12 protein-coding genes are annotated in these 14,454 nt (G+C 69.7%); 5 read left to right on the top strand and 7 right to left on the bottom strand.

Annotated features, from left to right (window positions below; all coding sequences use genetic code 11):
* The first annotated feature begins 572 nt into the window (after positions 1 to 572).
* The gene (locus ACZ4Z5_RS18000; protein WP_468263517.1) at positions 573 to 791 is read left to right on the top strand and encodes a hypothetical protein; all 219 of its coding nucleotides are present in this window, start codon (positions 573 to 575) and stop codon (positions 789 to 791) included.
* 269 nt (positions 792 to 1,060) lie between these two features.
* On the opposite strand, the gene ACZ4Z5_RS17995 is transcribed toward ACZ4Z5_RS18000, so the two are convergent.
* Entirely contained in the window at positions 1,061 to 1,954 is an 894-nt protein-coding gene (locus tag ACZ4Z5_RS17995; protein ID WP_468263514.1) for an IS982 family transposase, read from the bottom strand.
* Between the two features lie 315 nt (positions 1,955 to 2,269).
* Between ACZ4Z5_RS17995 and ACZ4Z5_RS17990 the strand changes: the two genes are divergently transcribed.
* From ACZ4Z5_RS17990 to ACZ4Z5_RS17980, 3 genes are all read left to right on the top strand, one after another.
* Positions 2,270 to 2,740 (top strand): hypothetical protein, encoded by a 471-nt coding sequence (locus tag ACZ4Z5_RS17990; RefSeq protein WP_365759164.1) that lies wholly within the window; start codon positions 2,270 to 2,272, stop codon positions 2,738 to 2,740.
* Between the two features lie 957 nt (positions 2,741 to 3,697).
* Positions 3,698 to 4,105 carry a YciI family protein gene (locus ACZ4Z5_RS17985; RefSeq protein WP_468263511.1) on the top strand — a complete coding sequence of 136 codons (408 nt, stop codon included), beginning with the start codon at positions 3,698 to 3,700 and terminating at the stop codon, positions 4,103 to 4,105.
* A gap of 8 nt (positions 4,106 to 4,113) precedes the next feature.
* A complete protein-coding gene (locus ACZ4Z5_RS17980) occupies positions 4,114 to 5,259 on the top strand; it encodes an RNA polymerase sigma factor (protein WP_468263801.1) in 1,146 nt (381 codons plus the stop codon).
* Positions 5,260 to 5,447: 188 nt separating this feature from the next.
* Here the strand turns inward: ACZ4Z5_RS17980 and ACZ4Z5_RS17975 are convergent, their stop codons facing one another.
* The 6 genes from ACZ4Z5_RS17975 to ACZ4Z5_RS17950 all read right to left on the bottom strand — a co-directional run bounded on the left by ACZ4Z5_RS17975 (position 5,448) and on the right by ACZ4Z5_RS17950 (position 13,510).
* Positions 5,448 to 7,424, bottom strand: a complete 1,977-nt coding sequence (locus tag ACZ4Z5_RS17975; RefSeq protein WP_468263508.1) for an AMP-binding protein — start codon at positions 7,422 to 7,424, stop codon at positions 5,448 to 5,450.
* Positions 7,421 to 9,556 carry an FAD/NAD(P)-binding protein gene (locus ACZ4Z5_RS17970; protein WP_468263506.1) on the bottom strand — a complete coding sequence of 712 codons (2,136 nt, stop codon included), beginning with the start codon at positions 9,554 to 9,556 and terminating at the stop codon, positions 7,421 to 7,423. The genes ACZ4Z5_RS17975 and ACZ4Z5_RS17970 overlap by 4 nt, the downstream gene beginning before the upstream one ends.
* A 166-nt stretch (positions 9,557 to 9,722) precedes the next feature.
* Positions 9,723 to 11,189: a methylaspartate mutase gene (locus tag ACZ4Z5_RS17965; RefSeq protein ID WP_468263798.1), complete on the bottom strand. Its 1,467-nt coding sequence runs from the start codon at positions 11,187 to 11,189 to the stop codon at positions 9,723 to 9,725.
* A gap of 5 nt (positions 11,190 to 11,194) precedes the next feature.
* Positions 11,195 to 11,617: a cobalamin B12-binding domain-containing protein gene (locus ACZ4Z5_RS17960; RefSeq protein WP_468263502.1), complete on the bottom strand. Its 423-nt coding sequence runs from the start codon at positions 11,615 to 11,617 to the stop codon at positions 11,195 to 11,197.
* 266 nt (positions 11,618 to 11,883) lie between these two features.
* Positions 11,884 to 12,300, bottom strand: a complete 417-nt coding sequence (locus tag ACZ4Z5_RS17955) for a cupin domain-containing protein (protein ID WP_468263499.1) — start codon at positions 12,298 to 12,300, stop codon at positions 11,884 to 11,886.
* 292 nt (positions 12,301 to 12,592) lie between these two features.
* Positions 12,593 to 13,510 (bottom strand): LysR family transcriptional regulator, encoded by a 918-nt coding sequence (locus ACZ4Z5_RS17950; RefSeq protein ID WP_468263496.1) that lies wholly within the window; start codon positions 13,508 to 13,510, stop codon positions 12,593 to 12,595.
* Between the two features lie 277 nt (positions 13,511 to 13,787).
* On the opposite strand from ACZ4Z5_RS17950, the gene ACZ4Z5_RS17945 reads away from it, so the two are divergent.
* Positions 13,788 to 14,447: a CGNR zinc finger domain-containing protein gene (locus tag ACZ4Z5_RS17945; RefSeq protein WP_468263493.1), complete on the top strand. Its 660-nt coding sequence runs from the start codon at positions 13,788 to 13,790 to the stop codon at positions 14,445 to 14,447.
* Positions 14,448 to 14,454: the final 7 nt, after the last annotated feature.

The raw sequence follows: 14,454 nt of genomic DNA, 5'->3' as shown, positions 1-14,454 counted from the left end.
TGACCACGCTCAGCGCTTTCGACGCCGCCACCCGTCCCTGCCAGTGCAGCCCACACCGCACGCCGCAATCCCCGTCATGGCCACGTGGAAACCCATGAAACGGCGGCCACCCGATCGCCCCGCTGAACCGAAGCCCTCAGCTGGCCGCCCGACAGAAGGCACCGCTCCGAAGCCCGCGGCTTCCCTGGCCGCCATCGGGCTGCGCCCCCTTTGTCGGGCCCGGCCGCCGGGCGGCAGGCCGGCGGTAGTGTTGGGCGGCCGGCGCCCCCTTGGCTGCAACCGTGGCGTGCGCCGCCCCTCGGTGCTGCCTGGGAGGATCCGGTCATGAAGGCCGGCCGCCGGGCGTGGGACGGTGACAACACGTACGTCGACCTGTTCCCGGGGCCCAAGGGATCCGTGGTCAGGTGATCACCTCTGTCGCCGAAGGCCGTGCCCCGGATCGGCTGGAGGACGGGAGCAGCAATCCGCCGCTTCCCCGAGTCACCCGTTCGGAGTAATCGCGCGTGCTCACAGGCACGCCACGCCGTCATCCTGGGAAGACCCGAACGGGTTAATCCCGAGAGGAGCAAGCCATGCGCGTTCGACGACTGCTCGGACTGGCCCTCGCAACCGTGGCCTTCGCAGGAGTGAGCGTCACCGGGTCCTTCGCGGCCGAGGTGGTCGCACCCCAGGTGTCCTGGGCGGACTGCAGGTACGGCGGCGGCCATCCAGTGAAGCACAGCAGCGGCTACTGGTACTGCCAGGGCGGCACGTACGACGGCCAGCGGATCTACGGCAGCAGCGGCTACTGACCGCGCACGACCCAGGGCGTCTGCACCACCAACGACACAAGGCTCGTGCTGGCGCCCTCAAGACGCCTCCCGCCGGGAACGCCGCTTCGGCCGTCTTTTTCGCCCGCACTTTCTTCTCACAGTCCGAGTGCAACGGTCCCGACACGACCCCTTCATCTTCCCTTCGATCAGACCGCACATCCCGCATCTCGCAGGCCCCGTGCCGCCGCGAATTGCCGGAGCCGCCTTCCGGGCGGTCTATGCCGACTAGACGAGTCATTCCGAAGTGATCAGTGGTCGTAGGCGATCAGGGACCGTGTGATTGGCTGTCCGGTCTTGTGGTTGTGCCAGATCGCTGCGGCCAGCGCGAGGACGCGTTGGGCGATGCGGACAGCGACGCCCTCAAAAGTCCGGCCGCCGTGTTGTTCCAGGTCGAGCTGGCCTTTGAGGGTGTCGTTCACCGACTCGATCAGTTGCCGCACCGATTTCAGTAGTGACTCGCCCTTGCGGCGTTTCTCCCGCTTGAACGAGGGCCGCAGCAGCTCTGCCCCGCGCATGGCCAGATCGGTCTCGAATTCCTTGGAGGCGAAGCCCTTGTCCGTGATCACCAGCAGGCCGGGGCGGTCGGTGACTGTGTCCGGCTCACGATCCAACATCGCCGTCAGCACCTCGCGCTCGTCCAACTTCGGGTTCGCAAGGGACCACAAGATCGGCATACCGGTTGGGGTGCACACCAGGTACAGCCGCAGACCCCAGAAGAATCGGGAATGACTGGCGCAGTATCCATATCCGGCCCAGCCGGCCAGGTCCGACCGCTTCACCGTGGGGCGTGACCGGCCGCACTCGACCGGGGTGGAGTCGATGATCCAGTGGTTGTCGAACCAGAAGTCGGTGTCCGTCGCAAGGAGCCGTACAGCCCGCTTGACCAGCGGCAGCGCAGCCCGCAGCCGCTTGTTCCAGCCCGGCTGCTTCGGCACGAAGGGGAACATCTCGCCGAGGCGGGAGCCGACGAACCTCAGCCACCTGGACTCCGAAGTGAAGCCCAGCATCGCCTGGGCGACGGCGAGGCAGACAAGCTCGGAATCGGTCAGCCGGGGAGGGCGCCCCAGCCACCGGGTGTCCGTGATCTCGTCGTCGATCTTCACATACAGTGCGGTGAGCAGGGCGTCCAGGTCATTCGTCACAGAACGATCTTGGACGCCCTGTCTACATCTCCGGCCGCCAGCAGGGGCTGCCCAATTGCTCGGCTTCACGCTTGAGTAGGCCGACAAGCTGCGGGAGACCGGACGCCACCTCCACGGCCGCCCAGTACCGGACCTCCCGGTCCGCGCTGTGGCCAAGAGCACCAGGAAAACGCGAAGATCTCAGATCTTCCGCCGTCTGCTGCCCGCCGCTGTCGAAGGCGGCGACGACCTTGCCGTCCGCGTGTCCCTGTCCGGCCCGAAATTGCCCGAACCCTGGCCCCCATGTCCATGCCATCGATGTCATAGTCTGACGTTGTGTGGACAACGCTTGCGCCGCTCATCGGCGTCCTGCTCGGCGGGCTCATGTCGATACTGACCCAGCGCTCGGCAGGACACGCCTTGGAACGCGGCGAGGCGCGCCGCAGTGCTCGTGAACTTGCCGAGGCGCGCCGTAACGAGCGTCTCACTCACCTCATCGAATTTCTGTCTGCGGTGCAGGAAGCAGAACGAGTTGCGGTGGATCGGCATCACCACAACCTGGCTGACGAGCAGTGGCAGGCCCGGGCACGGCAGGTCCTTGACAGGGTGTGGGTGACGCAGAAGACGATCCACGTACTGTGCGCGCCCGAGGTCAGCGAAGCGGCACGCAGCCTCGCCTGGGCAGTACAGGAGGTGATCAGAAAGGGCCCCGACGACCCGGAAGATCCGCAGGACGAGAAGGTCTGGGCGCACATACATCCGAGCCGACAGGCATTCCTTGATCTCGTGCGCGACCAGCTGAGTTGAACCCAGGGCGGGATTCAGCAGCTGTCGTGAGCGGCCCGGGACAAGCAGCACCAGCTCCGGCCTCCATTGTGCGGCGAGCGTCATCTACTTCGCCGGCTTCTCGAGGGACGCAAGGCCGGCCTTGGGGCAGTAGGCGTGCATGTCCACGGACCAGCAGGACGCCATCGAATAGCCCCTTGGCCCATCGACAAGCTGATCACGATCACTTCGGAATGACTCGTCTAGGGCTCCACCGTCCCGTCGCCCGCGTCACGGTCACCGGCTACGCCAGTGCCACCGTGTAGCACCACAGGTGGCTCCCAGCCAGTCGACGGGCTGCGGCCTTGCGCGACCCCGTCGAAGGGGGCAGCAGCATGCGCTACCGCGTTGTGGAAAGGTCGGCCTTCACCATCGTGGGCTTCAAGACCAGGGCGCCGTGGGCGCACGCCGCTGTGGCTCCCTGTCGAGCCACAGCCAGGCTGAGGCGCGACGTTCTCAAAGGCAGATGCGTGTGAGCGCTTCCGGTGCCTGGCCGTCGGCCACCTGAAACGCTCCATGCGTTGTCGGTGGCCCCGGAGGTGATCGAGCAGCGGGTTTGGTGCAGATGGCGTCGTAGCCCTGGCCAGTGGCAGGCCTACGCGCAGTGGACCAGCATGGTGAAATCCGTCGCCTCGCCGCCGGAATTAGGCCGGGGCCCCTGGCCGGTGTGCTAGCCGACCATGATCAATCTCACCGGTACCGCCGCAGGACGCCGCACCGACTGACAAACCCCCGCCGCTTGATTCGGTTGTTTGGTGGGTGCCGATCTTCGAAGCTCTCGCCCTCGCGTCACGCTGTGGACCCGGACACCGCCAGGCGGCTCACCCGGGGTCATCCACGAGCGCTCAAAAAACGGACGGTGATGTCGAGAAGCTGTGGCCGGCTCCGTCCCCGCTATGAACGCGACCACAATGGGTCGCACCAGCGAGGAGGAACACGATGGCCAAGTACTTGCTGCTCAAGCACTACCGCGGAGCCCCGGCTTCGGTCAACGACGTGCCGATGGACCAGTGGACGCCAGAGGAGATCTCGGCCCACGTGCAGTACATGCGCGACTTCGCGGCCCGGCTCGAGGGGACCGGCGAGTTCGTCGACGGTCAGGCGCTCGCCCCCGAGGGGACGTGGGTCCGCTACGACGGTGAGGGTCGCCCGCCGGTGACCGACGGGCCGTTCGCCGAGACCAAGGACCTCATCGCCGGCTGGATGGTGATCGACGTCGACAGCTACGAGCGCGCCATCGAGCTGGCCGGGGAGCTGTCGGCCGCCCCTGGGGCGGGCGGGAAGCCGATCCACGAGTGGCTCGAGGTGCGCCCGTTCCTGGCCGCGCCGCCCACCGTCACGGAGTGACCTCATCGATGAACGAGGCCCTGCTCCGGAGCCTCACGCCGAGCGTGCTCGGGATCCTCGTCCGCCGCGGAGCCGACTTCACGGCGGCCGAGGACGCCGTGCAGGACGCGCTCGTCGAGGCGCTCCGCGTCTGGCCGGCCGACCCTCCGCGGGATGCGAAGGGCTGGCTGGTCACCGTGGCCTGGCGCCGGTTCATCGACGCGAGGCGGGTGGACGCCGCCCGCCGCCGACGTGAGGACGTCGTCGGCGAGGAGCCGGTGCCCGGGCCCGCGTCCGCGGTGGACGACACCCTCCAGCTCTACTTCCTGTGCGCCCACCCGTTGCTGACGCCGTCGTCGGCCGTCGCGCTCACGCTGCGCGCCGTCGGCGGGCTGACCACCCGCCAGATCGCCCAGGCCTATCTGGTGCCCGAGGCGACCATGGCGCAGCGCGTCAGCCGGGCCAAGCGCACCGTCTCCGGCGTTTGCTTCGGCCATCCCGGCGGTGTCGCCACGGTGCTGCGCGTGCTCTACCTGGTCTTCAATGAGGGCTACTCCGGCGACGTCGACCTCGCCGCCGAGGCCATCCGGCTCACCCGGCAGCTCGCGGCCGCCATCGACTACCCCGAGGCGGCGGGGCTGCTCGCGCTCATGCTGCTCCACCGGGCGCGGCGTGCCGCCCGGACCGCGTCGGATGGCAGCCTCGTGCCGCTCGCCGAGCAGGACCGCGGCCGGTGGGACACTGCGTTGATCTCCGAGGGCGTCGGGATCCTCCAGGCGGCCCTCGCCCGCGACCGGCTGGGCGAGTTCCAGGCCCAGGCCGCCATCGCTGCCCTCCACGCTGACGCGCCCACCGCCGAGGAGACCGACTGGGCGCAGATCGTCGAGTGGTACGACGAGCTCACGCGCCTGACCGACAGCCCGGTCGTCCGGCTCAACCGCGCGGTTGCCGTCGGGGAGGCCGACGGACCGCGCGCCGGCCTGGCGGCGTTCGCGGCGCTGGACGCCTCACTGCCCCGCCACGCCGCGGTGGCGGCGTACCTCCACGAGCGTGACGGAGACCTGGCGACGGCGGCACGGCTGTACGCCGAGGCGGCCCTCAAGGCACCCAACCTCGCCGAGCGCGACCACCTGACGCGCCAGGCCGCCCGGCTCAACGCCCGTCGATGTCTCTGACGGGGCGCGCTCGGATTCTCCGCCGACCAGCTCAACCGCCGCCCACGCACAACGCTCGGCTGGGAAACCCCGGCCGAGCGCCTGCATAAACTGCTCGCGGCCTGATCAACACGACCACGTGTTGCGACGACCCCTAGATCGCCCGGGGTGGGCTGGGGCCTGGGCCCTTTCGGGTCTTGGGGGGTGTGTTATTTGGGTTTGGGTGTGTTGATGTGGTATTCGGTGGTTTGTGTTTTGCGGTTTCTGAGTTCGGTGCGGCGGATTTTGCCTGAGGTGGTGCGTGGGAGGGAGGGGATGAATTCCAGGACTCTGATCCATTTTTCGGGTGGGAGTTCGGTTTGTGCGCGTTCGAGGATTTGTTGTGCGGTGTGGTGGCTGGCGGGGTGTTGGGGTGTGGTGACTACGTAGGCTTTGGGTGTCCAGAGTCCGATCGGGTCGGGTACGGGTACGACTGCGGCGTCGGTGACTGCGGTGTCGCGTAGGAGGACGTCTTCGAGTTCGCGTGGTGAGATGCGGTGGTCGAACGCTTTGAACATGTCGTCGGCGCGTGCGAGGTAGGTGAGTGTGCCGTCGGGGGTGCGCAGGGCGAGGTCGCCGGTGTGGTAGTAGCCGTCTGCGAGGGCTTTGGCGGTGCGGGTTTCGTCGCCGACGTAGCCGCGCATCAGGCCCAGTGGGGGGTCGGTGAGGTCCAGGCAGATCTCGCCGGGGCTGCCGTCGGGGACTTCCTGGCCGGTTTCCGGGTCGAGTAGGACGACGTGGTGGCCGGGTAGTGGGTATCCCATGCTGCCGGGGGTGGGGGAGCGGCCGGGCGGGTTGCCGATCTGGGCGGTGGTTTCGGTCTGTCCGTATCCGTCGCGTAGGTCGATGCCCCAGTGGTGGGTGACCTGTTCGATCAGGGAGGGTTCCAGTGGTTCGCCGGCTGCGACGGTTTCGCGGAGTGCGGGCGGGCGGGGTCCCAGGCCGTGGGCTGCCATGGCGCGCCAGATGGTGGGGGGCGCGCAGAAGGTGGTGACTTTGCGGCTGCGCAGGATGTCCAGGATGTCGGCGGGGGTGCTGCGTGAGGCGTCCAGGGCGACGATCTGGGCCTCGGCGTTCCAGGGGACGAAGAAGGAGCTCCAGGAGTGTTTGGCCCAGCCGGGGGCTGAGATGTTCAGGTGGACGTCCCCGGGTCTGACGCCGTTCCAGTACATGCCTGAGAGGTGGCCGACCGGGTAGCTGACGTGGGAGTGTTCCACCATCTTGGGCTTGGAGGTGGTGCCGGAGGTGAAGTAGCGGAACAGGGGGTCGTCGGCGCGGGTGGGGCCGTCCGGGACGAAGCCGTCGGCCGCCGATTCTGACAGCTCGTACGGCACCCAGCCCCCACTCTCGCTGCGGACGGCGTCGGTGCTTGCGGTGGTTTCGCCGTGGGTGGTGTCTGTGGTGGGTTCGTGGTCGGTTTCGCGGCGGGTGGCGTCGGTGCTTGCGGTGGTTTCGCCGTGGGTGGTGTCTGTGGTGGGTTCGTGGTCGGTTTTGCTGCTGGTGTGTCTGTTCCCGGTGCTGTGATTGGTCCGGGTGCGTCTGGTGCGCGGGTCACTGAGGGTGTGCGGGCTCCGGTTGTCGGCGTTGTTGGTGTCGTCTGTGTTCTGGGTGTCGGTGTTGCTGGTTGTGATGCTGATTCCGCGCCAGGTGCGGGGTGTGTCGCCTTGGGCTTGGTCGAACCGGCTGGTCAGGTGTGTCTCGGTGATCACGTAGCGTATGTGTGCCCGGTGGAGCCGGTCGGTGAGTTCGGCGGGGGTGGCGGTGGTGTAGGTGGGGATGAGGACTGCGCCGAGTCTGATGGCGGCGAGTATCGTTTCCCATACCTCGGTGCGGTTGCCGAGCATCAGCAGGATCGGGTCGCCGCGTTGGACGCCCAGGGTGCGCAGCCAGTTGGCGACTTGTGCGGATCTGCGGGCCAGTGCGGGGAAGGTCAGCAGGCGGTCGGTGGCGGGGCCGCCGTGACCGACGACGCGCAGGGCGGTGGCGTCGTTGCGGGCGGCCACTGTGTCGAACCAGTCCAGGGCCCAGTTGAACTCGGCCGGCCGTGGCCACCGGAACTCGGCCACGGCCTTGGCCAGGTCGGTGCGGTGGAGGAGCAGCACGTCCCGGGCGGCTTGGAACTCCTCGGTCGCGGTCCGGTGGTTCATGCCGCGCCCTCGTGGTGTGCGGTGACCGTGTCCGGGGTGCCGGTCCGGCTGCCGATGAGCACGGGGCCTGCGGCCGCGGCATGCACCGCGGCCCCGTCCCCGCCCCCGTTCCCGTTCCCGTTCCCGTTCCCGTTCCCGTTCCTGTTCCTGTTCCTGTCGTCGGTGTTGCCGGTGTTGCCGGTGTTGTTGTTGTGGGCGGCTGGGGTGTCGGCCGGCTGGAGGGTGTCCGCGGCGATCGCGTCGGCGTCCCGGTAGAACAGTGTGTTCACTCCGGGCCGGCTGCTGCCGACCTGGGTGAACCAGCGGGTGTGCTCGGTGGGGATGCCCAGGGCGTACAGGTCGGGGTGTGGTGTGCCGTGGGCGTCGACCACGTGGAACGGGCTGTCGGTCACTTCCATGCCGCCGGTGACGTGTGTGTCCTGCGGGCCGTGGATCACGTATTCGCGGACCAGGCCGTCGGCCAGGAGCTGACGGGTCAGTGGCGAGGTGTCACGGCGGAGGTCGGGGGTGGGGATACGGGCGTCGATCAGGGTGTGCACCAGCCGTCCGGAGCCCTCCACCTGAGGGGAGCTCACCCGGAATCCGCCTGCCTTCTCGTCGGTGGTGAACCGGCTGCCCGGTCCGGCGACTTCCACCACGCCCTGCTCGATCAGCGCGCGGAGCTGCTCGACCCGGTACATCGGGGGTCCGGCCGACAGCAGGGCGTTGACGGGCAGGAACCGTGCGTGGAAGAACCCGGTGTGGGAGTGGGGGAGCAGTCCGCCGAAGTCGACGGCTTCCCGGACGACGTTGCGGATGTCCCGCAGGACGTCGAGGGAGGATTTCAGGGGGCCGTCCAGGGTGCCGAGCGCGGCCGCGGCGAGGTCTTCGTCCATCACCTTCAGCAGCCGTGTCCGGAAGTCCTCCGGGGAGTCGAAGTGTTCGCCGGCGAACGGGCGGGCCAGGGCTTCGAGGTCCAGGGGCGGTACGTCGGCGAGCCCGGCTTCCGCCAGGAGGGTGCGGCGGTCCTGCCCGGTCCGCAGGGCGGCGGTGTGCGCGGCGGCGAACGCCTGGGCGGCTGCGGGGCCTTGGGCGATGCGGACGTGGGTGAGGTAGTAGATGTGCTCGACTTCCTGCAGGAGCAGGGGCAGGACGTCCTCGGCGAAGTCGAGCTGGCCGGTTCCGCCGGCGGCGCGGCGGGCGGCGCGGGCGGTGTGCAGGGCGTCCCGGGTCAGGAAGAGCGCCTTGTGGCTGAAGGAGGGTTCCTTCTGGTTCCGGCCGCGGGCCGGGATGGGCAGTCCGCTGCGGGACCCGGCCACGATCCGCGGCTCCTTCCCGCTGGGCTGGTAGGCGAGCCTGCCGTCGCCGCGGGCGGTGAACGTCCCGCCGCGGCCCACGGTCAGGGAGAGCATCACGTCGTAGAAGGACAGTCCGATGCCGCGGATCCCGACCGCGCTGCCGGCCGGGATCTCCTGCGGTCCGAGCGGCATGTCGGCCGCCGAGTCACCGCACAGGTAGCGGGTGCCCGGCGTGCGGGCGGCGAAGCCGAGCATCTCGTGTTCGAAGGTGTCGGGGGCGTTGAACGGGTGACCGGTGGCCAGTACGACCCGGTCGGCCTCCAGCAGGTGCGGAGCCGACTCGAGCCCGAGCAGCCAGCCGCCCTCGGCGCCCCGGCGCAGCGCCGTCACCCGGCCGGTGACGGGCGCGAACTCGACGTGGCCGGGCAGGGCGCGCACGATGCTGCGGTAGACGTCGGCGAGATAGTGCCCGTACCGGACGCGCGGTGCGTAGTCGTCCGGGCCCAGCGGCTCCTCGCCCAGCTGGGCGCGTTCGGCGATCCACTGGCCCAGCGACGGGCCGGCGCCGGGCCGGGCGGGGCCGCCGTCGGGGTCACCGGAGTACATGGTCACCTGGCTGATGACCGTGTTCATGGTGAACCACTCGTCCTGGTCGGTGCGCCATACCCGGCCCGCGCCGACTTCGGTGGCGTCGATGAGATGGATCCGCACCGGACGGGGCCGGCTCCCGCCGGCCGCCTGGGCGGCTTCGGCCGTCACCCGGACGGCCAGCCGCTCCAGGACGGAGATGCCGCGCGGGCCGCTGCCGACGATGGCGATGACAAGGGGACGCGTATCGGATATGTGTCCGGGCACAGGAGTTTCCTTGAATCGTGTGGAGGAACGCCGGAAGGGAGTAGGACCGGGCGCGGGGAAGCAGCCGGCGCCCGGCAGAAGAGACAGAAAAGACAGAGACGAGACGGGGCGGGGCGGGGCGGGGGCCGGTTCTTCTCCGCCGGGCCGGGCCCGGGCCGCCCGGGCTTCATCTGGGTCTGGACAGGGCGGCGCTGCTGCCGCGTTCACCGTTCCCGGTCAGGGCGGCGCTGCTGCCGCGTTCACCGTTCCCGGTCAGGGTGGCGCTGCTGTCGCGTTCACTGTTCCCGGTCAGGGTGGCGCTGCTGTCGCGTTCACTGTTCCCGGTCAGGGTGGCGCTGCTGTCGCGTTCACTGTTCCCGGTCAGGGTGGCGCTGCTGTCGCGTTCACTGTTCCCGGTCAGGGCGGCCCGGTCGAAGGCCTCCTGCGTGTGGGACAGCATGCCCAGCAGGTCATCGGCCCGCAGCCGGTCGCGTCCTGGTGCGGGTACCGCCCGGATCGGCATCGCCCCCGTGGCGTGCCACTGCAGGCTGCCGCGCGCGTCGATGTAACTGCGCGACCGCTGGGCGTTGTCGGCGTGCAGGCAGTACGGGACGTCGAGGATGCCCCGGCTGAACGCCTCCGTCAGGGCCCGTCCCGTGTCCGGGTGGATCTCCAGGACCGCTTCGACCAGCGCCCGGGCCTCGGCCAGCACTCCGAACTCCTCACCGGCCGCCGCCCGCTGCCCCTGGTGTGCGGCAGCTGTCCGGGCGGCCTCCTCCAGGGCGTGGATGTTGTCCTCGATGGTCGGGATGCGGTGTGCCTCCGCCGGCGTCTTGACGATCATCCGTTCGGTCCCGGTGAGCGCGGCCAGCCGTGCACTGTCGCGCAGCAGACCGAGCGCGCCGCCGGTGGTGCGGGGGAAGACTCCCATGTAGGTGTAGAGGACCACGTGCCAGTCCAGTCCGGCCAGATGCTCCTCCGCCAGGGTGCGCAGGGCCGCCAGGGCCTCCACGTCCTGGCCGTGATGGGTCTGCTGGGCGTAGCTGAGGGAGACGCTCGCCAGTCCGTGCTGCCGGAAGAAGATGCCCTCCAGTACCGACAGCGCGACGAGCAGGCCCGGAGGGCAGAGCTGGCCGAGCATGCAGCCGCCGAAGCTCTCCAGATGGGTGCCCGGCCGGGAGGCCAGCAGTTCGCAGCTGCGTGCCCAGGCGTCGACCGATTCCCTGACGGGAGTCCTGGAGTAGGGCAGGCAGTAGGAGACGGGGCCGCCCTCGGTGGCGTCCAGCCCGGCGTCCAGCAGCGCGCGGATGATGCCAAGCGGGTTGGCCGAGCCGTGCCGTACCTGGACCGCGAAGCGGCCGTCGGCCAGCCCGGAGACCAGGTCCCGGGTGGTGTCGGCGCCGTGGGCGACGATGGGGTAGCCGTTGAGGTCGGCGCCCTCGGCCAGCGCCAGGCGTGCGGAGTCGTTGTCTCCGACCCGGGTGTAGCTGTCGATGGTGAGGGTGCCGACCGTGCGTGCCCGGGCCTGCTTGACGGCGTGCAGCCCGTCCCGCATCCGGGGGAGGTCGGCGAAGCCCATCCGGGGCTGCACGACGAGTTCCCCGGCACGGCCGGCGGCGGCGACCGCGGACGCGAACGAGCCCAGCGGAACCAGCGCGGTCACCGGGCACCCGACGGGGCGATGGCGCGGGCGGGGGCCTGGGCGAGGTACTGGCGGAACTCCGTGACACCGGCGGCGTCCTCGAAGACGGCGTCGAACCCGGCGGCGAGCAGCTCCGGCCCGTAGGTGCCCGCTTCGGCGCCCCGTACCCCCAGCTTGCCGCCGATGACGACCCGCAGGCCGGCCAGGTCCGGCTGGTCCCGCAGACGGCGCACGGCCCGCGCCCCGTCCAGTGCGCCGTGACCGTTGACGCTGCTGATGACGACCAGGTCGGGCCGCACCCGCCGGCACTCCTCGATGAGCAGGTCGTCCGGCACGCACGAACCGATGTTGGTCACCTCGTGCCCCATCTCCTCCAGCAGAAGCTGCAGGAACACCAGGTTCCAGGTGTGGGAGTCGGAGGACACGCTCGAGACGAGCACACGGTGACCGTGACGTTCCACAACGCCCCCGGCGTCGCGTTCGGCAGCTGCCTGCTGCCGGCGGTGGAGGGGCTGGACATGCTGAGTGGACAAGGCAGGGCTCTTTCGGTCGGCGCTCGGGTGCGGGCACGGCGGGACGGGAACAGACGGCGACGCCGCGCTGGGGGCGCAGCCGTCGTCCGGCCGGGGGAGAAGAAGACGCAGACGTGCACGGACCGGGGCGGGGCGGCAGGTCAGGGCATGGACAACTGCCCCGCCCCGGCCGGTCAGGGGGCGGCGGTGACGCCGACGGGACGCACCGGCTTCTGCGGCGTACGGGCAGAGGCCGGACGGGTCCGGATGGCCAGCACGGTGCACCCGGTACGGCTCGACATCTGGTGCTCGGTGCCCGGCCCCTCCACGACGAGGTCGCCCTTGACGTAGGACATCCCGTCGCTGTGGTCCAGCACCCCGTCCAGCACCAGCATCAGCTCATAGCCGAGGTGTTCGTGGAAGTCCCCGTGCGCGCCCGGGGGGAAGCGCAGCAGCAGACCGACCGAGTCCTCGTCCTTGGACTCGTCCGGCGCCCACAGGACATGGTGCTCCACGCCCACCCGGCCGGGCTCGGCCCACGTCACCCAGTCCAGGCCGTCGAGTTCGAACCCGCTGCGAAACGCGTTGGGGATGTAAGCGATGTCGGACACTGAATTCGCCTCTCGTCTGCGGACGTGTCGGGATCCGGCCAACCCGCCGCTCAAATTTCTTATTTCCTGTGAGAAGACTACGGAGACCGAATAGGCTCCGTTGCATGTATCCGCCGATGGTGGGTATCACTGTTTCCGATGGGCCCCGCCGCAACCGGCCGATGCCCCCCGTTCGTCCCGGGGCGGAAAAAGGCGGAGGCAGGCCGCCCGGAAAGCCGCAGAACCGCTTCCCGGACGCCTGCCTCTTATTTCTTCCCCTGCCTCTTCCGCCCCGCAGCAGCGGGCGGAAGGGTCAGACCAGCTCGCCCACTTTCTCCCGGCCCACCCGGGTCGCCACATCACACACCGCGCCGACCGCCGACATCGCCAGCTCCCGCCCGGCCCACAGCGCCCGCACCCCCAGCCGCACCCGCGGCAGCCCCGGCAGCACCGCAAGACCACTGCCCGCCTCGGCCGACCCGACCGACTCCGCCGGCAGCATCGCGATGCCGTAGCCCGCACGCGACAACTCCCGCGCACCGCCCATCGAACCCGCCTCGATGACCGCCGGCTCGATCCCGTACGCCTCCCGCAGCACCGTCACCAGCACCTGGTGCGACGCACAGTCCGGATCCACCGCCAGCACCCGCACCGAGGCCAGCGCCGCCGCCAGATCGGGCGCCTGAAGAAGAGCCGCCGAACCCACCGGCACCACCTCCAGATCCGGCAGCTCCTCCACCACGATCCCCGCCCCCGACAGCTCACCGGCCGCGAAGTCCCCGTGCACCAGCGCCAGATCCACCTCACCCGAGCGCACCGCCTCCTGCGCACGGCTGATCGACAGCTGCCGCGGCGAGACCTGCACCTTCGGATACCGGTACCGGCAGTCACGGATCAGCGGACCGATCCGCGTCTCCAGCAAAAGCGCCGAAGCGCCGACCGTGGTACGCCCCTCCGTCTCACCCGACGGATGAAGAGCGGTCGCCATCTCATCGACGATGTGAAAAATACGCTGCGTGTATTCCTGGAAAATCTCCCCCGACGCGGTCAGGCGGACTCCGTGCGGTAACCGCTGCACCAGCTGCATTCCCACCCGGGACTCCAGGGCACGAATGTGTGACGTCACGCTGGATTGTGCGTATCCAAGGCTGCGAGCCGCCTTCGTGAAACTGCCCAGCCGGGCCACTTCACGAAAGGTCCTGAGCTGATAGAGAGCAATGTCGAACGTCACGTTCTCCCCCAAGAAAAACTGAAACGCTTTCACCCCGGGCGAGCCGGCGGCGGCCTGAAGCCCCCGCGGCCGGTCCCCTGGGATGGTCGACCCCCCGACATCGACGGCGCCTTCCCCAAGGGCCTGCGTGCCGGACCGCCACCAGACTAACGGTACTGAAAGCGGTAATACGTTAGGTTGAGGATCCTGCCACGTGGCCTGCGCCTGCGACAAGCCCCGGCCGGCGCCTCCCATGTCCCCCCAACCACCGTCCCCAGCTCACCGGATGAGGATCGACATGTCCCACGACGCACCCACCCCGGCGCCCGCCGACGTCCCCCCGCTCCACGGCGAGCCGCTGCCGCTGGAGTTCGCCAACACCGTCTTCCCCGTACGCGGCGTCCTCAGGGACGGCATCGGCACCCCCGACCAGCTCGCGTGGTGGCTGGGCGCCTGCCGCAGCCGCCTGGCCACCCAGCTGCCCGACAGCGCCCTGCGCGCGATCGGCCCCTCCGACGTCCAGTGCTACGTGATGCTCCGCGACGCCGCCCGCCGCCTGATCGAGGCCTACGTCCACCACCGCGCCCCCGACCCCTGGGACGTCGCCCAGATCAACCGCGCCTCCAGCCTGGGCCGGCCCTGGCCGCTGCTGCGCTGGAACGACGACGCACGGCCCGCCTCCCTGCAGATCTGCACGGCACCGCCCGTCGTGGCGGTCCAGACCGAGATCGTCCACGCCCTCATCGGGCTGCTCGCCGGCGCCTCCGGCACCGAACCGCGCGCCTGCAAGGCCCCGGGCTGCGTCTTCTTCTTCGACCACGCACGCTCCCGGCGCGAGTGGTGCTCCACCGGCTGCGGCAACCGTGCCAGAGTCGCCCGGCACTACGCCCGCCGGCAGGGCGTCAGCCTGCCGGCCGAACACCTCCCCTCTAACGAGCAGACGTTGAATCTCCATTAGGAACAGG

It is taken from the genome of Streptomyces sp. NPDC030222, assembly GCF_055573115.1.
The sequence above is the reverse complement of the archived record's forward strand: the minus strand, read 5'-3'. Positions and strand labels throughout refer to the sequence as shown.

Excerpts from the sequence above, each read along its gene's own strand:
- ACZ4Z5_RS18000 (WP_468263517.1), top strand. The coding sequence starts at position 573 with ATGCGCGTTCGACGACTGCTCGGACTGGCCCTCGCAACCGTGGCCTTC.
- ACZ4Z5_RS17985 (WP_468263511.1), top strand. The coding sequence starts at position 3,698 with ATGGCCAAGTACTTGCTGCTCAAGCACTACCGCGGAGCCCCGGCTTCG.
- ACZ4Z5_RS17980 (WP_468263801.1), top strand. The coding sequence starts at position 4,114 with ATGAACGAGGCCCTGCTCCGGAGCCTCACGCCGAGCGTGCTCGGGATC.
- ACZ4Z5_RS17975 (WP_468263508.1), bottom strand. The coding sequence starts at position 7,424 with ATGAACCACCGGACCGCGACCGAGGAGTTCCAAGCCGCCCGGGACGTG.
- ACZ4Z5_RS17945 (WP_468263493.1), top strand. The coding sequence starts at position 13,788 with ATGTCCCACGACGCACCCACCCCGGCGCCCGCCGACGTCCCCCCGCTC.